24 protein-coding genes are annotated in these 23,963 nt (G+C 65.3%); 8 read left to right on the forward strand and 16 right to left on the reverse strand.

What is annotated here, in order from left to right:
* Window positions 1-323: 323 nt before the first annotated feature.
* From rplS to ffh, 5 genes are all read right to left on the reverse strand, one after another.
* Window positions 324-704 carry a 50S ribosomal protein L19 gene (gene rplS, locus QA642_RS01775; protein WP_018643929.1) on the reverse strand — a complete coding sequence of 127 codons (381 nt, stop codon included), beginning with the start codon at window positions 702-704 and terminating at the stop codon, window positions 324-326.
* A gap of 108 nt (window positions 705-812) precedes the next feature.
* Window positions 813-1,568, reverse strand: coding sequence for a tRNA (guanosine(37)-N1)-methyltransferase TrmD (trmD, locus tag QA642_RS01780; RefSeq protein ID WP_283083115.1), 756 nt, complete (start codon window positions 1,566-1,568; stop codon window positions 813-815).
* Window positions 1,569-1,685: 117 nt separating this feature from the next.
* A complete protein-coding gene (gene rimM / locus QA642_RS01785) occupies window positions 1,686-2,243 on the reverse strand; it encodes a ribosome maturation factor RimM (RefSeq protein ID WP_283083116.1) in 558 nt (185 codons plus the stop codon).
* A gap of 9 nt (window positions 2,244-2,252) precedes the next feature.
* The gene (rpsP, locus tag QA642_RS01790) at window positions 2,253-2,585 is read right to left on the reverse strand and encodes a 30S ribosomal protein S16 (RefSeq protein ID WP_027561838.1); all 333 of its coding nucleotides are present in this window, start codon (window positions 2,583-2,585) and stop codon (window positions 2,253-2,255) included.
* An 85-nt stretch (window positions 2,586-2,670) separates the two neighbouring features.
* Window positions 2,671-4,218: a signal recognition particle protein gene (ffh, locus tag QA642_RS01795; protein ID WP_283083117.1), complete on the reverse strand. Its 1,548-nt coding sequence runs from the start codon at window positions 4,216-4,218 to the stop codon at window positions 2,671-2,673.
* A 465-nt stretch (window positions 4,219-4,683) separates the two neighbouring features.
* Here ffh and QA642_RS01800 point away from each other — a divergent pair, with 465 nt between their 5' ends.
* Entirely contained in the window at window positions 4,684-5,748 is a 1,065-nt protein-coding gene (locus tag QA642_RS01800; RefSeq protein ID WP_283083118.1) for an MBL fold metallo-hydrolase, read from the forward strand.
* A gap of 192 nt (window positions 5,749-5,940) precedes the next feature.
* Here QA642_RS01800 and QA642_RS01805 read toward each other — a convergent pair whose 3' ends face one another.
* Together QA642_RS01805 and QA642_RS01810 are read right to left on the reverse strand one after the other, a co-directional pair.
* Window positions 5,941-6,642: an SIMPL domain-containing protein gene (locus QA642_RS01805; RefSeq protein ID WP_283083119.1), complete on the reverse strand. Its 702-nt coding sequence runs from the start codon at window positions 6,640-6,642 to the stop codon at window positions 5,941-5,943.
* A gap of 5 nt (window positions 6,643-6,647) precedes the next feature.
* The gene (locus tag QA642_RS01810) at window positions 6,648-7,415 is read right to left on the reverse strand and encodes a GyrI-like domain-containing protein (RefSeq protein WP_283083120.1); all 768 of its coding nucleotides are present in this window, start codon (window positions 7,413-7,415) and stop codon (window positions 6,648-6,650) included.
* Window positions 7,416-7,641: 226 nt separating this feature from the next.
* On the opposite strand from QA642_RS01810, the gene dapF reads away from it, so the two are divergent.
* On the forward strand, window positions 7,642-8,517 hold the full coding sequence (gene dapF, locus QA642_RS01815) for a diaminopimelate epimerase (RefSeq protein WP_283083121.1): 876 nt from the start codon (window positions 7,642-7,644) through the stop codon (window positions 8,515-8,517).
* Window positions 8,517-9,770 carry a tRNA (N(6)-L-threonylcarbamoyladenosine(37)-C(2))-methylthiotransferase MtaB gene (mtaB, locus tag QA642_RS01820; protein WP_283083122.1) on the forward strand — a complete coding sequence of 418 codons (1,254 nt, stop codon included), beginning with the start codon at window positions 8,517-8,519 and terminating at the stop codon, window positions 9,768-9,770. The genes dapF and mtaB overlap by 1 nt, the downstream gene beginning before the upstream one ends.
* Before the next feature lie 219 nt (window positions 9,771-9,989).
* Here mtaB and QA642_RS01825 read toward each other — a convergent pair whose 3' ends face one another.
* Window positions 9,990-11,099 carry a DUF2336 domain-containing protein gene (locus QA642_RS01825; RefSeq protein WP_283083123.1) on the reverse strand — a complete coding sequence of 370 codons (1,110 nt, stop codon included), beginning with the start codon at window positions 11,097-11,099 and terminating at the stop codon, window positions 9,990-9,992.
* 300 nt (window positions 11,100-11,399) lie between these two features.
* A complete protein-coding gene (locus QA642_RS01830; RefSeq protein WP_283083124.1) occupies window positions 11,400-12,101 on the reverse strand; it encodes an RNA pseudouridine synthase in 702 nt (233 codons plus the stop codon).
* A 225-nt stretch (window positions 12,102-12,326) separates the two neighbouring features.
* On the opposite strand from QA642_RS01830, the gene ftsY reads away from it, so the two are divergent.
* Window positions 12,327-13,274, forward strand: a complete 948-nt coding sequence (gene ftsY / locus QA642_RS01835; RefSeq protein WP_283083125.1) for a signal recognition particle-docking protein FtsY — start codon at window positions 12,327-12,329, stop codon at window positions 13,272-13,274.
* A gap of 148 nt (window positions 13,275-13,422) precedes the next feature.
* On the forward strand, window positions 13,423-14,025 hold the full coding sequence (locus QA642_RS01840) for a septation protein A (RefSeq protein ID WP_283083126.1): 603 nt from the start codon (window positions 13,423-13,425) through the stop codon (window positions 14,023-14,025).
* Between the two features lie 105 nt (window positions 14,026-14,130).
* Here QA642_RS01840 and QA642_RS01845 read toward each other — a convergent pair whose 3' ends face one another.
* The 5 genes from QA642_RS01845 to ccmA all read right to left on the reverse strand — a co-directional run bounded on the left by QA642_RS01845 (window position 14,131) and on the right by ccmA (window position 17,290).
* Window positions 14,131-14,724 carry a DsbE family thiol:disulfide interchange protein gene (locus QA642_RS01845; protein ID WP_283083127.1) on the reverse strand — a complete coding sequence of 198 codons (594 nt, stop codon included), beginning with the start codon at window positions 14,722-14,724 and terminating at the stop codon, window positions 14,131-14,133.
* Entirely contained in the window at window positions 14,721-14,918 is a 198-nt protein-coding gene (gene ccmD, locus QA642_RS01850) for a heme exporter protein CcmD (protein ID WP_283083128.1), read from the reverse strand. Before ccmD ends, QA642_RS01845 begins: the two co-directional genes overlap by 4 nt.
* On the reverse strand, window positions 14,915-15,700 hold the full coding sequence (locus tag QA642_RS01855; RefSeq protein WP_283083129.1) for a heme ABC transporter permease: 786 nt from the start codon (window positions 15,698-15,700) through the stop codon (window positions 14,915-14,917). Before QA642_RS01855 ends, ccmD begins: the two co-directional genes overlap by 4 nt.
* Before the next feature lie 92 nt (window positions 15,701-15,792).
* Window positions 15,793-16,461, reverse strand: a complete 669-nt coding sequence (gene ccmB, locus QA642_RS01860; protein ID WP_063198473.1) for a heme exporter protein CcmB — start codon at window positions 16,459-16,461, stop codon at window positions 15,793-15,795.
* A 226-nt stretch (window positions 16,462-16,687) separates the two neighbouring features.
* Window positions 16,688-17,290: a heme ABC exporter ATP-binding protein CcmA gene (gene ccmA / locus QA642_RS01865; RefSeq protein ID WP_283083130.1), complete on the reverse strand. Its 603-nt coding sequence runs from the start codon at window positions 17,288-17,290 to the stop codon at window positions 16,688-16,690.
* A gap of 240 nt (window positions 17,291-17,530) precedes the next feature.
* On the opposite strand from ccmA, the gene acnA reads away from it, so the two are divergent.
* The 3 genes from acnA (at window position 17,531) to QA642_RS01880 (ending at window position 22,306) form a co-directional block, all read left to right on the forward strand.
* Complete coding sequence (acnA, locus tag QA642_RS01870; protein ID WP_283083131.1) at window positions 17,531-20,251, forward strand: aconitate hydratase AcnA; 2,721 nt, start codon at window positions 17,531-17,533, stop codon at window positions 20,249-20,251.
* A 302-nt stretch (window positions 20,252-20,553) separates the two neighbouring features.
* Window positions 20,554-21,330, forward strand: a complete 777-nt coding sequence (locus QA642_RS01875) for a DUF1223 domain-containing protein (RefSeq protein ID WP_283083132.1) — start codon at window positions 20,554-20,556, stop codon at window positions 21,328-21,330.
* Between the two features lie 604 nt (window positions 21,331-21,934).
* Window positions 21,935-22,306 carry a DUF2794 domain-containing protein gene (locus QA642_RS01880; protein WP_283083133.1) on the forward strand — a complete coding sequence of 124 codons (372 nt, stop codon included), beginning with the start codon at window positions 21,935-21,937 and terminating at the stop codon, window positions 22,304-22,306.
* A 110-nt stretch (window positions 22,307-22,416) separates the two neighbouring features.
* Here the strand turns inward: QA642_RS01880 and QA642_RS01885 are convergent, their stop codons facing one another.
* Together QA642_RS01885 and QA642_RS01890 are read right to left on the reverse strand one after the other, a co-directional pair.
* Complete coding sequence (locus tag QA642_RS01885; RefSeq protein ID WP_283083134.1) at window positions 22,417-22,947, reverse strand: GNAT family N-acetyltransferase; 531 nt, start codon at window positions 22,945-22,947, stop codon at window positions 22,417-22,419.
* Window positions 22,948-23,168: 221 nt separating this feature from the next.
* Window positions 23,169-23,960 (reverse strand): Bax inhibitor-1/YccA family protein, encoded by a 792-nt coding sequence (locus QA642_RS01890; RefSeq protein WP_035702927.1) that lies wholly within the window; start codon window positions 23,958-23,960, stop codon window positions 23,169-23,171.
* Window positions 23,961-23,963: the final 3 nt, after the last annotated feature.

Here is a 23,963-nt window from a genome sequence, read left to right on the forward strand (position 1 = left end):
CTTAAGCTCCGAAGGAATGTGTGTAAGCGATGAGCGCGGCGAGCGCGCGGGCAACCAAATCGTCAGCGCAGCTTTTAGGCTGCGCGCGTAAGCTCTGACGTTGCCGAGGTCGCGAAGCGTCCGAAGAACCGGCCAGGCAGCCGCGAGCGATCGTCGATGACGATGCGTTGGGGGCTTACGAAGCTGGTCAGATCTGGAAACATTCTAGGAATATATAGCAGGCCGATTTGGAAGCGCGAGGGCTTTGACGCGCACGGCTGACGCAACAAAAAAGCGCGGAGCCGAGCCCCGCGCTTTTGAAAAGCTTGCCTGGTGGCGAAAGCTTACTCGCCGACGGCGGCCTGACGGTCCTGCTTCTCGACGATGCGGGCCGACTTGCCGCGGAGGTTGCGGAGGTAATAGAGCTTGGCGCGACGCACCTTGCCGCGGCGCACCACCTTGATCGAGTCGATCATCGGGGAGAGCAGCGGGAATACGCGCTCGACGCCCTCGCCGTAGGAGATCTTGCGGACGGTGAAGCTCTCGTTGAGGCCACCGCCGGAACGGCCGATGCAGACGCCTTCATAGGCCTGCACGCGGGTGCGGTCGCCTTCGACGACCTTCACGTTGACGATCACGGTGTCGCCGGGGGCAAATTCCGGGATCTCCTTGGTGGCGGAGAGCTTCTCGAACTGCTCTTTTTCAAGCTGTTGGATCAGGTTCATGGGGTAATCTCCATCGGCGCGCCCAGCCGCAGATCGGGGGCTGCGCGAAATTCGTCTATCCAGCTATTGCGGATTTGGCCGCTCCTATAAGGCAAGCCGGAGCGTTTGTCACCCGTCTGTCTTGTTTTTTGGCGTTTTTTGGCGACGGGGCCGATTCGGGGGCTTGGGCGGGATTTGGGCCCATAAATCCGGCCGCCGGGCCTCTGTCAGGGCCTCTGACTGCGCCCGCCGCCAGCCAGCGACCTTGGCGTGGTCGCCGGAGGTGAGGATGTCGGGGATCGGAACCCCCTCGAACAGCTGCGGCCGGGTATATTGGGGGTATTCGAGCAGGCCGTCCGAGAAGCTTTCCTCGGTTCCCGAGGCTTCCTTGCCCATCACGCCCGGCAGCAGCCGGACGCAGGCATCGATCAGGGCTAAAGCCGCGATTTCGCCCCCTGAGAGCACGTAATCGCCGATCGAGACCTCCTCCAAGCCCCGCCCGTCAATCACCCGCTGGTCGATCCCCTCGAACCGGCCGCAGACGATCAGCGGGCCGGGGCCCCGCGCGAGCTCTTTCACGCGGCCCTGGGTCAGTGGCCGACCGCGCGGGCTCATCAGCAGGCGCGGCCGATCCGGAGCGATCTCGACGGCATCGATCGCCGCCGCCAGAACATCCGCCCGCAGCACCATGCCCGGCCCGCCGCCGGCCGGCGTGTCATCGACGCTGCGATGGCGGTCGGTCGCAGAGGCCCTTATGTCCCGCGCCTCGATCTCCCACAGCCCGCCAGCCAGCGCCCGGCCGGCCAGGCTCACGCCGAGCGGCCCCGGAAACATCTCCGGAAACAGCGTCAGCACCGTCGCGCGCCAGGGTGAGGGGGTTGTCATGGTCTCTCAACTCTCGTCGTCCCGGGGCGCGCGAAGCGCGAGCCCGGGACCCATAACCACCGCACTTCGTTTTGCGATGATCGGGGCCATCAGCTTAGCCAAAACCACGGCCTGTGGTTATGGGTCCCCGCTTTCGCGGGGACGACTCGCGGAGGGATCGTTACCTTCGTCCTCGCCCTCGACCTCCTGCGGCAGCGCGATCACGACGCGGCCGCCTTTGAGGTCGACCTCCGGCACCACGGCATTCGAGAACGGCAGCAGCATCGTCGGCCCCTTGAGCGGCGCGATCTCGATGATGTCGCCGGCGCCGAAATTATGGATCGCGAGCACGCGGCCGAGCGCGTCGCCGTCGGTGGTGACGGCGGCGAGCCCGATCAGATCGGTGTGGTAATATTCGTCCTCGTCCGTCGCGGGCAGTTTCGCGCGCGCAACGTAGAGCTCGATGCCGTTGAGCCGCTCGGCTTCATCGCGGGTCGTGACGCCCTTGAACGTCGCGACCAGATGGTCTTTCGCCTCGCGCGCCGTTGCGACCTCGAACTGGCGCTTGCCGTCCTTGGCGAGAAGCGGACCGTAGCGGCGCACGGCAAACGGATCTTCGGTGAAGGTCCATAGTTTGACCGCACCGCGCACACCATGCGCGGCGCCGATCCGCGCGACGCAGACCAGCGCCGACATGATCTGGCCTTAGGCCTTCGCGGCGGCTTCGGCCTGCGCCTTGCGCTCCTTGCGCGGCACGGCCTTCTCGGGGTTGTTGCGCGCTTCGCGCTTCTTGACGCCGGCGGCATCGAGGAAACGCATCACGCGGTCCGACGGCTGCGCGCCCTTGGCGAGCCAGGACTTCACCTTCTCCATGTCGAGCTTCAGGCGGGTCTCGTTGTCCTTCGGCAGCAGCGGATTGAAATAGCCGAGACGCTCGATGAAGCGGCCGTCGCGGGGAAAACGCGAATCGGCGACGACGACGTGATAGACGGGACGCTTCTTGGTGCCTGCGCGGGCGAGGCGGATAACGACGGACATTCAGTTCTCCTTCAAAGTACGTTTTGTTCGGTTGATTGGTATTCCGCGTCACGCGAGATGCTTGCGATCCCGTGCGACGAATTCCTCATTTCTTCTTGCCCGGGAAACCGCCGAGGCCCGGCAGCGTCGGCTTGCCGCTCAGCCCGGTCAGTCCGGGAAGGTTGGGCAGGCCGCCGCGAAGACCGGGCGGCAGATCCTTCGGCAAATTCGGCAGACCCTGTCCGCCGCCGCTCTGCATCTTCTCCTGCAGCGCCTTCATCTCTTCGGGCGAGGGCATCTTCATGCCGCCGCCAAATCCCATCGCCTGCGCGATGCCGGCGAGCGGGCCGCGCTTGCCCGAGCCCATGGCCTTCATCACGTCGGCCATGTTCCGGTGCATCTTCAGGAGCTTGTTGACGTGCTCGACGCTCTGGCCACTGCCGGCGGCGATGCGCTTCTTGCGGCTGGCCTTGAGCAGGTCGGGATGGCGGCGCTCGTCGCGCGTCATGGAATCGATGATCGCGACCTGGCGCTTCAAAATCTTGTCGTCGATGCCGGCGGCCGCGATCTGGTTCTTCATCTTGGAGATGCCGGGCATCATGCCCATCAGCCCGCTGATGCCGCCCATGTTGGACATCTGCAGCAATTGCTCACGCATGTCGTTGAGGTCGAACTGACCCTTGCGCATGCGCTCGGCGGTGCGCGCGGCCTTCTCGGCGTCGATGTTCGCCGCGGCCTTCTCGACCAGCGAGACCACGTCGCCCATGCCGAGGATGCGCCCCGCAATACGATCGGGATGGAAGTCCTCCAGCGCGTCGGTCTTTTCACCGGTGCCGATCAGCTTGATCGGCTTGCCGGTGACGGCGCGCATCGACAGCGCGGCGCCGCCGCGGCCGTCGCCGTCGACGCGGGTCAGCACGATGCCGGTGAGGCCGACGCGCTGATCGAACGCGCGCGCGAGGTTCACCGCGTCCTGGCCGGTGAGCGAGTCCGCAACCAGCAGCACTTCATGCGGATTCGCAGCCGCTTTGATCGCGGCTGCTTCCGCCATCATCTCTTCGTCGAGCGTGGTGCGGCCGGCGGTGTCGAGCAGCACGATGTCGTAGCCGCCGAGCTTGCCGGCCTCCAGCGCGCGTTTTGCGATTTGCGGCGGCTGCTGGCCCGCCACGATCGGGAGGGTCGGGATGTCGAGGTCGCGGCCGAGCACGGCCAGCTGCTCCATCGCCGCCGGGCGATAGACGTCGAGCGAGGCCATCAGCACCTTGCGCTTGTCGCGCTGGACCAGGCGGCGGGCGAGCTTCGCGGTGGTGGTGGTCTTACCGGAGCCTTGCAGGCCGACCATCATGATCGGCACCGGCGGCACGGAATTGACGTCGATGGTCTGGCCTTCCGCGCCGAGCGTGTTGACCAGCTCGTCATGGACGATCTTGACCACCATCTGGCCGGGCGTGACCGACTTGACGACGGTGGCGCCGATCGCCTGCTCGCGGACGCGCTCGGTGAAGCTGCGCACCACTTCGAGCGCGACGTCGGCCTCCAGCAGCGCGCGGCGCACCTCGCGCATCGCGGCGTCGACGTCCTTTTCGGTCAGCGCACCGCGCCCCGTCAGACGATCGAGAATGCCACCAAGCCGTTCCGACAGATTGTCGAACAATGCCGTTGTCCTGTTGCTGTCCCCTGGTGAGGGGCGCGCCGTTATTTTCCGCTGTCATGCCCCGGCTTGACCGGGGCATCCAGTACGCCGCGACACCTCGGTTCTCGCCGAGCCGCTTCTGGAATACTGGATCCCCCGCCTGCGCGGGGGATGACCACTTCCTTGGCAAGCGATCTTCCAAACACCTTTACGCCCGAGGGCGCACAGCGCTGTCGGGCGTTGACCTCCGGCCACCAGGGCCGGTCGGCGGGTCGAAAAGAAAGCCTTTCCGAGAAAGTGGCGGGGTTAAACGCCGCTCCCGCCCAAAAGTCAAGGAAAGTTAGGGTGCCGGGGCGCCTTTGCCGAGGCCAGGTCCTGAAATAAGGCCTTGAAATATGGCCATTTCCGGCGACGGGTTCCTTTTTCGCCGGCCCCGCCCATATAGCCGGTCATGACTTCCCTCCGCTATCATCACTGAAGCCGCCCGTGCGCATCACCCGCCGCCGCCTGTTCGGAGTGCTGGCCGGGGCCGGCGCCCTCGTCGGTGTTCCGTCCTTTTGGATGTCCCGCATGAAAACCTATGACGGTCCCGTCTCCGATCATTACGACGGCTTGCACTTCTTCGATCCCAACGGGGCGTCGCCAAGATCGCTTGGCGAGGTCCTGCGCTGGCAGTTCGGCGGCGGCCGCAAGCGCGAGACCTGGCCGGACTGGGTCCCCAGCCCCCATGCCGACATCCCGCCCGCGCGGGTCGATGGCGACAAGGTGCGGCTCTCCTTCATCGGCCATGCCAGCTGGCTGATCCAGGCCGGCGGGCTCAACATCCTGGTTGACCCCGTCTGGTCGATGCGGGTCTCGCCGGTCGCCTGGGCGGGGCCGAAGCGTCACAACGATCCCGGCATCGCCTTCGAGAACCTGCCGAAGATCGACGCCGTGCTGGTCTCGCACGGGCACTACGACCATCTCGACATCGCGACGCTGTCGCGGCTCGCCAAGAATTTCGCCCCGCGCGTGGTCACCCCGCTCGGCAACGACGTGACGATGCGGAGCTCCGATCCCACCATCAAGGTGGAAGCGTTCGACTGGCACGATCGCGTCGAGCTCGGCGAAGGCGTTGCGGTGCATCTGGTGCCGACGCGGCACTGGACCGCGCGCGGCGTGTTCGATCGTAACAAGGCGCTGTGGGCGAGCTTTGTCTTGGAGACGCCGGCAGGGAAAATCTATGTCGTCTGCGATTCCGGCTATGGCGATGGCGGGCATTTCCGTCGCGTCGCGGAGAAGCACGGGACGCTACGCCTCGCGATCCTGCCGATCGGCGCCTACGAGCCGCGCTGGTTCATGCGCGACCAGCACATGAACCCGGAAGACGCAGTGAAGGCGCTGGCCGATTGCGGCGCCGAGGCCGCGCTCGGGCATCATCACGGCACGTTCCAGCTGACGGACGAAGCGATCGACGCGCCGGCGAAAGCGCTAGTGGAAGCACTGGACGTCGCGAAGATTCCGCAGGAGCGGTTCGTCGCGATGAAGCCGGGGCAGGTGGTGGAGATTTAGCGTCAATCTCCGCTGTCGTCCCGGGGCGCGACGAAGTCGCGAGCCCGGGACCCATAACCACAGGGAGACGTTTGGCGAGGACTCGGAGTTACCGCCTGCGCGCAACAACCACTGCCTGTGGTTATGGGTCCCCGCCTTCGCGAGGACGACACCATTGGTGTTGCGGCGATGTGCCTCTTACGAAGCCCCGTCTTACTGCCCCTGCTTGATCGCCCAGCTCACATTCACCGTCACCGACAGCGTCTCCTCGCCCGGCGCGACCGCAGCAGGCGCAGCCATTGGCGCTGTCGCCATCCGCGCCTTGAACAGCGGCACCGGGCCGCCACCCTCGGATACACTGAGCGGCGCGCCCAGCGTCACGCCGGTGGCCTTGGCGTAGATCTCGGCCTTGCGGCGCGCATCGGCGACCGCCTGCTCGCGCGCATCGTCGAGCAGTTTTGATGCCTGCGTCACCTCGAACGCGATGTTGCCGATGTCGTTGGCGCCGGCGCCAACCAGCGTGTCGATGATGCCGGCGACCTTGGTCACGTCGCGAATTTTCACGGTGACGCGGTTACTGGCGCGGAAGCCGACCACGGGCGAAGCGCCGGTGGATTTGTTCTGGCCGTATTGCGGCTGCAGCGACAGCCGCGAGGTCTGGTAATCCTTCTCGGCGATGCCGGCGCCCTTCAGCGCCAGCAACACCTTGCCCATCGCGGCGTTGTTCGCGTCTGAGGCCTCCTTCGCCGTCTTGGCATCGTTGGCGACGCCGGCATCGATCTGCGCAAGGTCCGGCGCTGCGGAAACATTGGCTTCGCCGCTCACCGTAATGGCGGAGGGAAAATCATCGGCGAGCGCAGGCGTTGCCAGCAGCGTGGCGGCGAAAACGGCAGCGAGTACGGCAGGCTTCTTCATCTCTCTCACTTCAATGGCACGAACACGTTGATCACGAGCTTGTCCTCGGCCGTCTTCAGGGGATCGGTGAGGTACTCCTCGATGAACGTGTCCTTGGCTTCCAGCTTCTTGTCGTCAAGGTGATTGGTGATCGCCTCGTAGGTGTTGTCCATGTTGTCGTAGGAGCCGCGATGGACGAATTTCAGCGCCTTGCCCTCCGGCGACTTGCCGATGCTCATGTCCTTGGACAGGTTCTTCGGATCCTGCTCGACCGGAATCTCCGCGAGGAAGGTGAAGCCGGTGTCGTCGGTCGAGGTGTAGACGATCATCGAATTGCCAGATGGCTTGATGCCCTGCTTGTCCAACAGCGTGTTCAGCGCCTTGAAGGCGTCGATCAGTGTGTCGAAGGCGGAGTCCCAATTGGCAGTGCCCTTGACCATCACGACCTTCTTGGCCTCGAGCGTGGTCTCCTGGCCGAACGGGTCGGCGGTCTGCACCGGGGCGGGCGTGGCGGCGGCTGCGGGCGGCGGGGCCGCCGGGCTGGGTGAGGCGCTGGCCGCGGGCGAAGGCGTCGCTGCAGGTGCCGGTGAGGCGCTCGCGGCCGGCGCCGGGCTTGCCGCAGGCGCGGGCGAAGCGCTTGCGGCCGGGGCGGGCGATGCCGACGGGGCCGGCGAGGGGCTTGCTGATGCGGCTGGTGCCGGGCTCGGGGTCTGCGCCAGGGCGCCGGACAGGCCAATCGACATGGCCGCCGCCGGGATCAGCGCGGCCAGAGCGAGACGACGAAAGCTGATCATTTTACTCTCCCCAAGACCTTGTACACCAAGGCCTAAATCCATCCTTGCGCCCGCCCGCGCGTCCCTCCCCGCGCGAGTCGCGCCGTTCTAACACGCGAGCGCCGAATTCGTCCCATGACAGATGCGTCATGGCAGCTCACCTTGGCAGACACCCTCGGTCGCCGCCAAATGACTGGCCAAGCCGGCAAGGATCGCCATATAAGGCAGGCGAAATTCGGGAATTTTCATGAGCGCGCTGGCCAACCACGCATTTGCCAAGATGAACGGCATCGGCAACGAGATCGTCGTTGTCGACATGCGCGATTCTGCCTCGCCCGTGACGCCGGACGACGCCCGCGCGGTGGCGTCCGCTCAAGGCGGCGTGCCCTACGACCAGCTCATGGTGCTGCAGAAGCCGCGGCTCGACGGCACCGAGGCCTTCATCCGCATCTACAACAATGACGGCTCCGAGGCCGGCGCCTGCGGCAACGGCATGCGTTGCGTGGTGCGGCGGATTTTCGAGAGGACCGGCCAGACCACGGCGACGTTCGAGACCGCGGCCGGCCTGCTCAATGCCTGGCAGGGTCCGGCGCCCGATCTCTACACCGTCGACATGGGCGCGCCGAAGTTCGGCTGGCAGGACATTCCGCTGGCTGAGGAGTTTCGCGATACCCGCTACATCGAATTGCAGATCGGGCCGATCGACAATCCGATCCTGCATTCGCCCTCGGCCGTGAGCATGGGCAATCCGCACGCGGTGTTCTGGGTCGACGACGTCAACGCCTACGACCTCGGCCGCTTCGGTCCGCTGCTGGAAAATCACCCGATCTTCCCCGAGCGCGCCAACATCACGCTGGCGCATATCGTCGATCCCCAGCACATCACGATCCGCACCTGGGAGCGCGGCGCAGGTCTGACCCGGGCCTGCGGTTCGGCGGCCTGTGCGACCGCGGTCGCGGCTGCGCGGCTGAAGCGCGCCGAGCGCAATGTCGAGATCACGCTGCCCGGCGGCAAGCTCGGCATCGAATGGCGCGAGCGCGACGATCATGTGCTGATGACCGGCACGGCGACCTTCGAATACGAAGGCAATTTCGATCCGGCGCTGTTCGCGCCGGTCGGGTAATGGCCGTCGACGTCGTCAGCTTCGGCTGCCGCCTCAACGCCTTCGAGGCCGAGGTGATCCGCCGCGAGGCCGAGGGCGCGGGGCTCGAAGACACCATCGTCATCAATAGCTGCGCCGTCACCAATGAGGCCGTGGCGCAGGCGCGCCAGTCGATCCGCAAGCTGAGGCGCGAGCGGCCTTCGGCGCGCATCGTCGTCACCGGCTGCGCGGCGCAGACGCAAAGCGCGATGTTCGCCGACATGGCCGAGGTCGACCGCGTCGTCGGCAATGACGACAAGCTGCGCGGCGAAGCGTGGCGCGAGACGCGCAACGCTTTCGACCTTGGTGCCAGCGAGAAGATCGCCGTCAGCGACATCATGGCGGTCAAGGAGATGGCGCCGCATCTGATCGATGGCTATGCGCGCGGCCTGCCGCGCGTATTCGTGCAGGTGCAGAACGGCTGCGACCATCGCTGCACCTTCTGCATCATCCCGTTCGGCCGCGGCAATTCACGCTCGGTGCCGATGGGTGCGGTGGTCGATCAGGTGCGGACGCTGGTCGGGCGCGGCTATGCCGAGATCGTGCTGACCGGCGTCGATCTCACCAGCTACGGCACTGATCTGCCGGGCGCGCCGAAGCTCGGCATGCTGACCAAACAGATCCTGCGGCATGTGCCGGAGTTGAAGCGTCTGCGTATCTCTTCGATCGATTCGATCGAGGCGGACGCCGATCTGCTGGACGCCATCGCTGACGATGCGCGGCTGATGCCGCACCTGCATCTGTCGCTGCAATCCGGTGACGACATGATCCTGAAGCGCATGAAGCGGCGGCATTCGCGGAAGCAAGCGATCACGTTCTGCGACCAGGTCCGCCGCCTCCGCCCGGATATCGCGTTGGGTGCCGACATCATCGCGGGCTTCCCGACCGAGACCGAGGAGATGTTTTTGCGCTCGCTCGATCTGGTCGAGGAGTGCGGCCTGACATTCCTGCACGTCTTCCCCTATTCGCCACGCCCCGGCACGCCGGCCGCGCGGATGCCGCAGGTCGCGGGTGGCGCGATCAAGCAGCGCGCGAAGCGGCTGCGTGCGGCAGGTGAGGTGGCGCTACGGCAGCGGCTGCAAGCCGAGGTCGGCGCGACGCGCGAGGTGCTGATCGAGAGTGACGGGCAGGGACGCACGGAGCACTATCTGCCGGTGGCGATTGCGGGCGGACGTGTGGGCAGCGTCGTGCAGCTGATGATTGCCGGCAGCGATGGCGAGCGGCTGACCACGTAACAGGTGCTCTCTTCCTTCTCCCCTTGTGGGAGAAGGTGGCATAGGCGGCCTTTGGCCGCCGTCTCTAAGAACGCCGAAGCGAAGCTTCGGCTACGGCGCCGGATGAGGGGTTGCTTCCGCGAATTCTACTGCGTGAAGGTGCACGCGGAGAGAGACCCCTCACCCGTCTCGCCGCTGCGCGGCGAGCCACCCTCTCCCACAGGGGGAGAGGGGAAGAATCTACTGCGCCCTGACCTGCCAGAACCTGAGCGTCCGCCGCGCATTCTCCGGCGTCATCCGCGCAAAATGCCCTTGCGCTCTGGCGACGTCGGCCGGCTTCATCGCGCCGGTGGCATAACGGCTTTCGAGCACGGCGGCCGTGGTTTCCCAGCGGAGCTGCGCGGCCTTGCACGGCACCAGCAGGCCGTCGTCGCGCAGGCTCTGCATCAGCGGGCGAATCACCTCGACGGTCGAGCCGGACAGCGCGGCCAGAGCCGCGACGGTCTCCTCATAGCGCCGCTGCATGGCGAAGCCGAGCAGCGTCGCCTCGCTGAGCTGGCCGGCGGCCTTGAGACTGGCGATCGCCCGCTTGGCGCCTTCGAAGTCGCGGACTGCCGACATCTCGCGCTCGACGCCGACGGTGACGGCCGTGATCGCGCTCTGGATTTCCTCGAACAGATGCGGCGGCGCGCGCGACAGCAGGCGGGTGCGCACCGCATCCGTTGCCGAGCGCAGCAATTGACGGCGCAGGTCCGACGGCAGATCGACGCGGACGCCGACATTGACGGCGAGCTCGGGATCGCTCTCGGCCTGTCCGACGATGAGGGCAAATCCATTGCCTGAGACGCGCGCGCCCGGATTGGTCGCGAGGCGCCGGCTGACGCTGGGATAACGCCGCGCCAGCAGCGCGTCGGTGACGATCTCCTTCAGCCACCAGCGCCCGGCGACCGCGAGCAGATGTGGCTCGCCCTTGCTGGAGGCGATCTTCACGAGCTCGCCGTCGTCGAGGCGTGCGGATTCTTGCAGCACGGGGCCGGCGATGCGGATCTCGTCATTGTTGGCGAGGCGGCGGATGACGGAGGGCGGCGCCTGCGCGATCGGCGCGAGCTGCGCGCTGATCTCGGCCAAGGCAACGCGCGCGCCGATGTCGGCGATGGCGCGCAGCTCGATGGTGCCGATCAGGCGCTCGAGCACATCGTCGAACAGCGCGATCTGCTCGTCGTCAAAGCTGCCGGCGGAAGAGAGGAACAGATCGGTGACGCGCCGGGCGGTTTCCAGGCCTTTTTCCGCCGAGCCCATCCGAATCGCGGATTCGACCTCGTCGATGATCGATAGTTCGGCCTTGGACATGACGCGCGGCTCGTCCTGAGCGGATTGACGGAAGCTTGTTCTAAGCAACCGCTATCATTAGAGGCGAGCGCTGAAGGTTTCGTAAACCATGGGCGATGCGAACGAGATGCCGCAACGGCGGAGCTGCGCTCCCTCCCCCGCTCGCGGGGGAGGGTAGGGGAGAGGGTGTCTCCGCAACGGGATAATCCCCCAGAGGATAGAGCCCTCACCCGCGCCGGAGCCTGGCATCGGGCGCGCCTTCGGCGCGACCCGTTGGGCGCGACCTCTCCCCCAAGCGGGAGAGGTTAAGCGACATCGCCGCTACTCCCCATTCCACCCGCACGCCCTGAGCTTCTCATGCATGTGCGGCGGGGCCGGCGCGACCACGCGGACCGGCTCCTTGTTCCGGGAGATCGGCACCACGATCTCGCGGGAATGCAGGTGCAGCTTCGGCTCGCCGAAGCGCGGGCCGTTGCCGTAAATGTTATCGCCGAAGATCGGCCAGCCGGATGCGGCCGAATGCACCCGCAATTGGTGGGTCCGCCCGGTCACCGGTTCCATGGCGAGCCAAGTGAAACCGTCGCCCCGCCCCATCACCTTCCAGTTAGTGACGGCCTTCTGGCCTTCAGGGTCGGGCTTCTGCCACCAGCCGCGCTCGGCATTGAGCCGGCCGAGGGCTAAGTCGATCGTGCCTTCGTCCTCATTGGGGCCGCCCTCGACCACCGTCCAGTAGGTCTTGCCGATCTTGCCGTGTTTGAACAGCAGGCCGAGCGATGCGGTCGCCTTGCGATGGCGGCCGAGCACAAGGCAACCGGAGGTGTCCTTATCCAGCCGGTGGGCCAGCACCGGCGGCCGGGGCAGGCCGAACCGGAGCGCATCGAAGGAATCCTCCAGATTGGGGCCGCCCTTGGGGCCGCGATGCACGGGAAGGCCGGCCGGCTTGTCGATCACCAGCATCAGGCCGTCGCGGTGGAGCACACGGGCCAGGATCTCGTCGGCGGTCAATTGGGGAACATCGAGCAATCGCAGGACTTTCGGTCAAGACTTTCGTTTGGCAGCCGGAACGGCTAACACACCACCAGTGCGGTGGATTTGGCATTCGCTCAGCGGCAGCCGCGAAATGCGAAGCGAATGCCAAATCCAGGGCCGCACTGGCAACAACATTTTCTCGTGCCGCTCTTCGATTTGAAGTTCCTAACCGGACTTGCGGCAAGAGAGTAGGAACTTCAAATCGGCGGCACGAGAACCATGAACGATACCACGTCAGATCCCCCCAAGCTGAGCTGGTGGCGCCGTCTGTCCAACGGGCTGAAGCGCACCTCGTCCTCGCTCGGGACCGCGGTCGCCGATCTCGTCACCAAGCGCAAGCTCGACCGCGCCATGCTCGACGACATCGAGGACGTGCTGCTGCGCGCCGACCTCGGCACCTCGGTCGCGGTGCGGATCGCGGACGCGGTCGGCACCGGGCGCTACGACAAGGCGATCTCAGCGGACGAGGTCAAGGACGTCGTCGCGACCGAGGTCGAGAAGGTGCTGGCGCCGGTTGCAAAACCCCTTGTGATCGATACGGCGAAAAAGCCGTTCGTCATTCTCGTCGTCGGCGTCAACGGCTCCGGCAAGACCACCACTATCGGAAAACTCTCGCAAAAATTCGCCTCCGAAGGCCGCAAGGTGATGCTGGCCGCCGGCGATACGTTTCGCGCCGCAGCCATCGAGCAGCTCAAGGTCTGGGGCGAGCGCACCAAGACGCCGGTCATCGCGGGCGCGCAGGGCTCGGATTCGGCGAGTCTTGCCTTCAACGCGCTGACGGCGGCGAAGGAGCAGAGCATCGACGTGCTCCTGATCGACACCGCCGGCCGGCTCCAGAACAAGGCCGAACTGATGAACGAGCTCGAAAAGGTCGTGCGCGTGATCCGCAAGGTGGATGACACTGCGCCGCATGCCGTGCTGCTTGTGCTGGACGCCACCGTGGGCCAGAACGCGCTGTCGCAGGTCGAGGCCTTCCATCGCACCGCCGGGGTCACCGGCCTCGTGATGACCAAGCTCGACGGCACCGCGCGTGGCGGCATCCTGGTGGCGCTCGCGGAGAAATTCAAACTGCCGGTGCATTTCATCGGCGTCGGCGAGGGCGTCGACGATCTCGCCGCCTTCACCGCGCGCGATTTCGCCCGCGCGATCGCCGGAATCGAGTCATAGGTTTTCTTTCGTCATCCCCCGCGAAGGCGGGGGATCCAGTATTCCGAGGCGCCTGTAGTCTGCAACGAGCGGCGCGGCGTACTGGATGCCCCGCCCCCAGTGCGCAATTGCGCACAAGGCGGGGCATGACAGCAACGAAGGTCAGGTAATGGACAAGACCCAGCCGCATCCGCTGTTCAAGCTTGCGACCGAACTCGGTCCGCTGCTCGTGTTCTTCTTCGTCAACGCGAAGTTCAATTTGTTCGCCGCTACCGGCGCCTTCATGGTCGCGATCGTCGCGGCGATGATCGCGTCCTATGTGGTGACGCGTCACATCCCGATCATGGCGGTCGTCACCGGCGTCATCGTGCTGGTGTTCGGGACGCTGACCCTGGTGCTGCACGACGAGACCTTCATCAAGGTCAAGCCGACCATCATCTATGGCCTGTTCGCCGCGATCCTCGGCGGCGGCCTCCTGTTCGGCCGCTCCTTCATCGCCGTGATGTTCGACCAGATGTTCAATCTGACGCCGCAGGGCTGGCGAATCCTCACGCTGCGCTGGGCGTTGTTCTTCGCAGGCATGGCGGTGCTGAACGAGATCGTCTGGCGCACCCAGAGCACGGACTTCTGGGTGAACTTCAAGGTGTTCGGCGTGACCACGATCACGATGATCTTCGCCATCGCCCAGATGCCGCTGACCAAGCGCTACGGCATCGAGCCGGCCTCGCTGGAGGCGAGCGAGGCTGAGGCGGGGGATGTGAGGAAGGGGTGACGGTCTCTCCGCTCGTCATTGCGAGCGAAGCGAAGCAATCCAGACTATCTCCGCGGAGGTACTCTGGATTGCTTCGTCGCGAGCTCCTCGCAATGACGGTCTTGGCTAAGATCCCGCCTTCAACGCCTTCTCCATCTGCGGCAACAGCACCGTCCGCAAATTGTCCGGCGTGATCGGCCCGACCAGCTTGTAGACGATCGTGCCCTCGCGGCCGACGACAAAGGTCTCCGGCACGCCGTAGACGCCCCATTCAATCGAGGCGCGGCCGTTGGCGTCGACGCCGACGCGGCCGAACGGGTTGCCGTAGCGCCCCAGGAAACGCCGCGCGTTGTCGGCGCTGTCCTTGTAGTTGATGCCGACGAGCTCGAAGCGTTTGTCTTTTGCCAGTTCAGTCAAGAGCGGTGCTTCGTCATGACACGGCACGCACCAGGAGGCCCAGACGTTGACGAGGCTGACCTTGCCTTTGAACGCGGTGGGATCGAGACCGGGCACCTGCGCATTGCCGGTCTGTAGTCCCTCGAGCGGCGGCAGCGTGGTCTGCGGCGCCGGACGACCGATCAGCGCCGAGGGAATGCGCGAGGGATCGCCGCTGCCGAGCCGGAACCAGAACAGGAGCGCAAGCGCGATGAAGGCGAGCAGCGGCAGCACCATCAGGAAGGTGCGGCGCTGCGGTGCCGCGGGTGTCGATTGTTCGCTCATGTGAGTTGTCTTGGGCTGTCCGTCGCGCTGCGACCGGAGCGGCGCGTGACGCCGCTGCGGTCAAGCTCGCGCAGGCGCTGGGTCTGGCTGCGATAGTCGAGCGCGATCCAGCCGACCAGGATTGCGACCACGAGGGCGACGGCGGCATAGGACGTCACGATGAAGGACGCGTAGGGACCAAGCGACATCGTCATGCGGCCCCTTTTGACGCGTTTTCTTCACGCGAACCGGTGCCCATTTCGGTTGAAAACGCGATGCGGCTTGCCTGCATCATCTGCAGCGAGCGGACACGTCGGCGTAAAATCTCGTTGCGCATGGCGGCCAGATGCAGCGTGACGAACAGCAACGTGAACGCGATCGCCATCACCAGCAGCGGGACCAGGAACGACTTGTCGAGCGTCGAGCCGCCCATGCGCATCACCGAGGCCGGCTGGTGCAGCGTGTTCCACCAGTCCACGGAGAACTTGATGATCGGCAGATTGATCGCGCCGACCAGCGTCAGCACGGCGGCGGCGCGCGCCGCGCGCGAGGGATCGTCGACCGCGCGCCACAGCGCCATCAGGCCGAGATACATCAGGAACAGGATCAGCACCGAGGTCAGCCGCGCGTCCCATTCCCAATAGGTGCCCCACATCGGCCGGCCCCACAGCGAGCCTGTCAGCAGCGCGAGGAAGGTGAAGCTGGCGCCGATGGGAGCAGCCGCCTTCGCGGCGACGTCGGCGAGCGGATGCCGCCACACCAGCGTGCCGAGCGAAGCGATGCTCATCACGCCCCACACGAACATCGACAGCCAGGCATTGGGCACGTGGATGAACATGATCTTGACGGTCGCACCCTGCTGATAATCGTCGGGTGCGAGCGCCGATTGATAGAGGCCGATCGCGAGCAGGATGACGGTCGCGGCCGCAAGCCACGGCAGCAGCCGCGCGGTCAGCGCGAGGAACCGTGTCGGATTGGCGAGGTCGATCAGCGTCATGGTCTTCTGATTAATCACAGGTCAGCGCTCACGCAATCAGCATAAAAGCGCGCAGCGAAAGTTGATCGGGGTCAAGGACGGCCGAGCCATGGTCAGTCGAGCCCGTGCCGCAGGCTCGCAGCCGCCGCGAACGGGCCGATCACGAGGCTGACCAGCGACAGCGCGCACAGGATCGAGAACGGCGCGCCAAAGGTCATGGGGCCGACGATCACGGCCTGCGAGGCCGCAACGCCGAAAATCAGCACTGGGATAGACAGCGGCAGCACCAGCACCGCCATCAGGAGCCCGCCCCGGTGCAGCGTCACCGCCAGTGCCGCGCCGATCATGCCGGTGAAAGTGAGGGCCGGAGTGCCTGCCAGCAGCGTCAGCGCCACCGCAGCGGTGGCGACCATGTCGAGATTGAGCAAGAGGCCAAGCACGGGGGTTGCGACAATCAGCGGCAGCCCCGCCGCTAGCCAATGCGCCAGCGCCTTGGCCGCGCAGGCGAGTTCCAGCGGGGTCCGGCTCATGGTGATCAGGTCGAGCGAGCCGTCCTCGTGATCGGCCATGAACAGCCGGTCAAGCGTCAAAAGGCTCGCCAGCAGTGCGCCAAGCCACAGGATCGCGGGCCCGAGCCGCGACAGCAGCGCCAGATCGGGTCCCACCGCGAACGGCATCAGCACGACGACGGTCAGGAAGAACAGCACGCCGATCAGCGCCCCGCCGCCGACGCGGAGCGCGATCCTGATGTCCCGGCGGATCAGGGCGGAGAGGGCGGTCATCTGAGGCTCCCATCTCGCCCCAAAGGCGGTGCACTCCCTCCCCCCTTGCGGGGGAGGGCGGGGGAGAGGGGTAGCCCAGGAAATGGTGCGCTTGGCACTAGAGAAGAACTTCGGTCGACCGAGAGAGTCTCCGTGTGGCACCCCTCTCCCTGACCCTCCCCCGCAAGGGGGTAGGGAATGGAGAGAGCGGCGCCCGGCCGCTTGGAAAGCTGAGGGTGCTTCGATCTCACGCCATCCCCCCGATCCGCAGCTCCCGCGATTCGATCCCGAGCGGCGCATGGGTCGCTGCGATGATCATCCCGCCGTGCCCCAGATGCTCCCGCATCAGCCCCCCGAACATCTCCTGGCCGGCGACATCCAGCGCATTGGTCGGCTCGTCCAGCAGCCAGATTGGCCGACGGACCGTCAGCAGCCGGGCCAGCGAGAGGCGGCGGCGCTGGCCGGCCGAGAGGAACGCGGCGGGCAGGTGGGTGGCGTGGTCGAGGCCGACAATGGCGAGGCTTTCAGCGGCGTCACCGCGCTCGCCGCCCAGGAAATCAGCCCAGAATGACAGATTTTCAGCCACGCTCAGCGCAGGCTTCAGGGCGTCGCGATGGCCGAGATAGTGGCACTGCTCGGCCAGCGTCATGTCGGCGTCGCCCCCGTCCAGTACGATCGTGCCGCCGGCCGGAACGAGCAGGCCGGCGATCAGCCGCAGCAGCGAGGTCTTGCCCGAGCCGTTGCGGCCGACCACCGCCACGGCCTCGCCGGCGCCGGCCTCGAAATCGAGCCCGGCAAACACCTCGCGGCCGCCGCGCACGCAGGTGACCCCTCGCCCGGACAGCTGCATCTTGCCTGGTATCAACCCGTCCACCGTCGGGCCTCAGGAAAACTTGGGGTAGCGCATCAGAATTTTTGGCTCGCGACTTGCTGGGTTCGATTGTGGCTGTGGCGGCGCGGTTAGAAAGCTTCTATAAGCCCGGAACTACTTGATGCAGCAACTCAACCTGCCCCTGCAAGCGACCCAGCCTGCTATGCTGACGGTGTTAAAATACCCTGCCGGGTATAACTAACAATTGGGATTTCCTACATGACCTCGCTCGACAGCTTCAAATGCAAAAAGACCCTCAAGGTCGGCGCCAAGACCTATGTCTATTACAGCCTGCCCACGGCCGAGAAGAATGGTCTGAAGGGAATCTCCAAGCTCCCCTATTCGATGAAGGTCCTGCTCGAGAATCTCCTGCGCAATGAGGACGGCCGCTCGGTCAAGAAGGAAGACATCGTCGCGGTGTCGAAGTGGCTGCGCAAGAAGTCGCTGGAGCATGAGATCGCGTTCCGCCCGGCCCGCGTCCTGATGCAGGACTTCACGGGCGTCCCGGCCGTCGTCGACCTCGCCGCGATGCGCAACGCGATGCAGAAGCTCGGCGGCGATGCCGAGAAGATCAACCCCTTGGTGCCGGTCGATCTCGTCATCGACCACTCCGTGATCGTGAACTTCTTCGGCGACAACAAGGCTTTCGCCAAGAACGTCACTGAAGAGTACAAGCAGAACCAGGAGCGCTACGAGTTCCTGAAGTGGGGCCAGAAGGCGTTCTCGAACTTCTCGGTCGTGCCGCCCGGCACCGGCATCTGCCACCAGGTCAATCTCGAATATCTCTCCCAGACGGTCTGGGCCAAGAAGGAGAAGATGACGGTCGGCAAGAAGACCGGCACCTTCGAGGTCGCCTATCCCGACTCGCTGGTCGGCACCGACTCCCACACCACCATGGTCAACGGTCTCGCCGTGCTCGGCTGGGGCGTCGGCGGCATCGAGGCGGAAGCCTGCATGCTCGGACAGCCGCTGTCGATGCTGCTGCCGAACGTCGTCGGCTTCAAGCTGAAGGGCGCCATGAAGGAAGGCGTCACCGCGACCGACCTCGTGCTGACCGTGACGCAGATGCTGCGCAAGCTCGGCGTCGTCGGCAAGTTCGTCGAGTTCTTCGGCCCCGGTCTCGACAATCTCTCGGTCGCCGACAAGGCGACGATCGCCAACATGGCGCCCGAATACGGCGCGACCTGCGGCTTCTTCCCGGTCGACGCCGCCGCGATCGACTACCTCAAGACCTCCGGCCGCGCGCCCGCGCGCGTCGCGCTGGTGCAGGCCTATGCCAAGGCGCAGGGCCTGTTCCGCACCGCCAAGTCGGCCGATCCGGTGTTCACGGAAACGCTGACGCTCGACCTCGCCGACGTCGTGCCGTCGATGGCCGGCCCGAAGCGTCCCGAAGGCCGCATCGCGCTGCCGTCAGTCGCCGAAGGCTTCTCGCTCGCGCTCGGCACCGAGTACAAGAAGGCCGAGGAGCCCAACAAGCGCTTTGCCGTCGAAGGCAAGAAATACGAGATCGGCCATGGCGACGTCGTCATCGCCGCCATCACCTCCTGCACCAACACCTCGAATCCGAGCGTGCTGATCGGCGCGGGCCTTTTGGCGCGCAACGCTGCCGCAAAGGGCCTCAAGGCCAAGCCGTGGGTCAAGACCTCGCTCGCCCCGGGCAGCCAGGTGGTCGCGGGCTATCTCGCCGATTCCGGTCTGCAGGCCGATCTCGACAAGGTCGGCTTTAACCTCGTCGGCTTCGGCTGCACCACCTGCATCGGCAATTCCGGTCCGCTGCCGGAGGAGATCTCGAAGTCGATCAACGAGAACGGCATCGTCGCCGCGGCCGTGCTCTCCGGTAACCGCAACTTCGAAGGCCGCGTGTCGCCGGACGTGCAGGCGAACTATCTGGCTTCGCCGCCGCTGGTCGTCGCGCATGCGCTCGCCGGCAGCGTCACCAAGAACCTCGCGGTCGAGCCGCTCGGCGAAGGCAAGGACGGCAAGCCGGTGTACCTCAAGGACATCTGGCCGACCTCGAAGGAAATCAACGCCTTCATGAAGAAGTTCGTGACCGCCTCGATCTTCAAGAAGAAGTATGCCGACGTGTTCAAGGGCGACACCAACTGGCGCAAGATCAAGACCGCCGAGAGCGAGACCTATCGCTGGAACATGTCTTCGACCTATGTGCAGAACCCGCCCTATTTCGATGGCATGAAGAAGGAGCCGGAGCCGGTCACCGACATCGTCGAGGCACGCATCCTCGCCATGTTCGGCGACAAGATCACCACCGACCACATCTCGCCGGCCGGTTCGATCAAGCTGACCTCGCCCGCCGGCAAATATCTCAGCGAGCATCAGGTGCGCCCGGCCGACTTCAACCAGTACGGCACGCGCCGCGGCAACCATGAAGTCATGATGCGCGGCACCTTCGCCAACATCCGTATCAAGAACTTCATGCTGAAGGGCGCTGACGGCAACATTCCGGAAGGCGGTCTCACCAAGCACTGGCCCGACGGCGAGCAGATGTCGATCTACGACGCCGCGATGAAGTATCAGCAGGAGCAGGTGCCGCTGGTCGTGTTCGCCGGTGCCGAATACGGCAACGGCTCCTCGCGCGACTGGGCCGCGAAGGGCACGCGTCTGCTCGGTGTGCGCGCCGTGATCTGCCAGAGCTTCGAGCGCATCCATCGCTCCAACCTGGTCGGCATGGGCGTGCTGCCGCTGACCTTCGAGGAAGGCACCTCGTGGCAGTCGCTGGGTCTGAAGGGCGACGAGAAGGTCACGCTGCGTGGCCTCGTCGGCGACCTCAAGCCGCGGCAGAAGCTGACCGCCGAGATCGTCTCCGGCGACGGTTCGTTGCAGCGCGTTTCGCTGCTCTGCCGCATCGATACGCTGGACGAGCTCGACTATTACCGGAACGGCGGCATCCTGCACTACGTGCTGCGCAAGCTCGCGGCGTAAAGCATGATCCGGAAAAGTGCGTAGCGGTTTTCCGATAAGATCATGCTCGAACAAGAGCCTAAAGCGCGCTTGTCGCGCTTTAGCGCGCGAATTTGTGAACGGTGGCTCACCGCGACGTGAGTAGAAGGTTAAACGAAGGCGGCCTATCACAAGGCCGCCTTCGCGCGTTTGCGGCATGCTTCAGATGGGCCCGCCCGGCGGAAATCCCGCCCAGGACGGTTGAATCTGCCGCGCCCCGTAAGATTACGGTGACCTTCAGGCGATAAGTTTCCCCCAACGACTGACGATGTGTGACGTTCGACATGACGACAATGATGGCTTCTAATCTGGCTTCGCGCTGGTCCGGTGCATTCTGGTCGGGAGCGCTCAGCATCTGCGCCATCGTCGCCATCATCCGTCCCGCGCACGCCGATCCGCGCGCCGTTGTCGAATTGTTCACCTCGCAGGGCTGCTCGTCCTGCCCGCCCGCCGACAAGATCATCGGTGATCTCTCAAGCGATCCCTCGATCATCGCGCTGAGCATGCCGATCGATTATTGGGACTATCTCGGCTGGAAGGACACGCTGGCGGATTCGCGTTTCTCGGCGCGGCAGCGTGCCTATTCGCGCATGCGCGGCGACCGCGAGGTCTACACGCCGCAGGTCGTCGTCAACGGCTCGGCGCACGTCATCGGCAGCGATCGTGCCGGCATCGAGAATGCGATCGGCAAGACCGACAAGAGCGGTGGCGTGATGAGCGTGCCGGTGACGATGTCGCTCTCGGGCAAGCAGATCAACGTGTCGGTGGCCGCGAGCAAGGAGCCGGCGGTCTCGCATGGCGAGGTCTGGATCTGCTCGGTCGCCAAATCGGTGCCGATCTCGATCGGCCGCGGCGAAAATCGCGGACAGCAGATCACCTATCACAACGTGGTGCGCAATTTGCTCAAGGTCGGCGACTGGACCGGCCGCCCGGAAAGCTGGACCGTGCCGCTCGAGAACCTCGCGCGCGACGGCGTCGACGGCGCGGTGGTCTATGTCCAGGACGGCAGCCGCGACAAGCCCGGCCCGATGCTGGGCGCGGCGTACACGTCGCTGCACTGATTCTCTCTAGCGTCGCACTCTGCTCTCACTCCTCATGGTGAGGAGGCGCATTAGCGCCGTCTTGAACCATGCAGGCCCCTGCTGGAGCAGCTCGGCCTTTCATCCTTCGAGACGCGCGCAGGAGCGTGCTCCTCAGGAGGGGAGAGAATTTTCGCGCTGATGTTTGGTGAGAGAATCCGTCGTGTCAGAAACAATCCGCCCCAAACAAAAAAGGACCAACTTGCGTTGGCCCTCCTTGTCGCGCGTACAGACCCGATCCTGTTCGACCCCGGGGGGCTGGGGGCTGAGGAATCCGGAACCGAAAGGACCGGGCCAACGCACACGAATCTTTTCGCAGTGCAGGGCGGCGGGCGCTTGGCGGAAAAGCGGCGACAGTATGATTCCTGCTAACGATCCCGTGACGCTTTGCCGCGACAAAGTTCCACTTTTGCGTGTGGGCGGATTCGTACCCGATCAGACCGGTTGAGCCCAGAGCTCTGTCCCGGATCCCCGCAAGAGCCCTTGCGGCGCGGAGCGGTTGGCGCAATCATGTGATTGTCATGATCTGCGGTTCCGGGGACGGTTTCGCGGGCGCGGTCATGCTGTGTGCGATGAGGAGGCGCCCATGAGCCTGACGACGGAGGATGCCGATCCGAGCGAGCAGCGCGCGGCGGCGCGGCCCGTCGCGGCGAATGCGCAGCCGAACCGGGTGACGTTCAACCGGCTCGAGCTGCACCGTATTCTCAATCTCTACGGCCGCATGGTCGCCGACGGCGAGTGGCGCGACTATGCTATCGACTTCCTGAAGGACCGCGCGGTGTTCTCCGTCTATCGCCGCGCCTCGGAAGTGCCGATCTACCGCATCGAGAAGGACCCGCGCCTCGCGCGCAAGCAGGGCATGTACAGCGTGATCTCGGCAACCGGCCTGATCCTGCGCCGCGGCCACGAGCTCGAGCGCGTGCTGCTGGTGATCGACCGCAAGCTGGCGGTGGTCTAGCAGCACGACCGGTGCCGTAGGGTGGGCAAAGGCGCAAAGCGCCGTGCCCACGTTCTTTCTCTATCGCCGCGAATGGTGGGCACGCTATCGCTTTGCCCACCCTACGAGACCTACCTTGTCGGCACTGTCTTTGCGCCCTCGCCGAGGTCGCGCTGCATCATCACCGTGTCCAGCCAGCGGCCGAACTTCAGCCCGACATTGGGATGGGTGCCGATCATCTTGAAGCCGCCCCGGGTGTGCACACCGATCGAGCCGGCATTGGCGGAATCGCCGATCACCGCGATCATCTGGCGGAAGCCGCGCGCCTCGCATTCGGTGATCAGCCGCTCCAGCAGCAGCGAGCCGATGCCGCGGCGGTGGAAACTCGGATCGAGGTAGATCGAGTTCTCGACCGTGAAGCGATAGGCCGGCCGTGGCCGGTAGGCGCCGGCATAGGCATAGCCGGCGATGCGGCCGTCGAGCACGGCGACGAAATAGGGATAGCCGCCGTCGATCAGCGCGCGGTAACGGCGCGTCATCTCGGCTAGGTCGGGCGGATCCAGCTCAAACGTCGCGGTGCCCTCGCGGACGGCCTGCTGGTAGATGGCGGTGATGGCGGGAAGGTCGGCCTCAAGCGTGGGCCTTATTTCAGGTGCGGACATGGGGGCGAGATTAGAGCCTTCCCGCTGGTGCTGGAAGGGCCCGGCTGTCTCTACACCCGTCATTGCGAGCGCAGCGAAGCAATCCAGAGATGCGTCCGCGGAGGGACTCTGGATTGCTTCGTCGCAAGGGCTCCTCGCAATGACGAGGAGAGACCACCGCCCCCAAACAAAAACCCCGGCCTCTCGGCCGGGGTTCGTGTCCGTTCTCTCGGGTCTGGCGCTTAGTCGCGCTGGCCGAGGAGCTGCAGCAGCAGCGTGAACAGGTTGATGAAGTTCAGGTACAGCGACAGCGCGCCGGTGATGGCCGCACGCTCTGCGATGTCACCGCCGGCCGAGGCGTAGCCGTAGATGTAGTCGTTCTTCAGCCGCTGGGTGTCCCAGGCGGTGAGGCCCGCGAACACCAGCACGCCGACCACCGACACGATGAACTGCAGCATCGAGCTCGCCAGGAACAGGTTCACCAGGCTCGCGATGATGATGCCGATCAGGCCCATGAACAGGAACGAGCCCATGCCGGTCAGGTCACGACGCGTGGTGTAGCCGTAGAGGCTGAGCGCACCGAAGGTCGCCGCGGTGATGAAGAACACCCGCACGATCGAGGTGTGAGTGAACACCAGGAAGATCGACGACAGCGAGATGCCCATCAGCGCCGAGAACACCCAGAACAGGATCTGGGCGGTCGAGGGGGCGAGACGGTTGATGCCCGCCGAGATCACGAACACCATCGCGAGCGGCGCGAGCATGAACAGCCACTTCAGGGGGCTGACGAACATCGCGTAGCCGAACGGGGTCAGGAACAGCTTGCCGACACGGACGGCTTCCGGCGTCGGAACGTCGGTCACGGCAGCCATGTAGACACCGAGCGCGGCCAGGCCGGTGATGGCGAGGCCAATGCTCATGTAATTGTAGATGCGCAGCATGTAGGCGCGCAGGCCGGCGTCGACCGTCGCGGCGTCAACACGCCCGGCGGCCCTGCCGAAAGGAGAAGCGTAGTTACGGTCTAGGTCCGACATGGT

The organism is Bradyrhizobium sp. CB2312 (genome assembly GCF_029714425.1).
GTDB lineage: Bacteria > Pseudomonadota > Alphaproteobacteria > Rhizobiales > Xanthobacteraceae > Bradyrhizobium.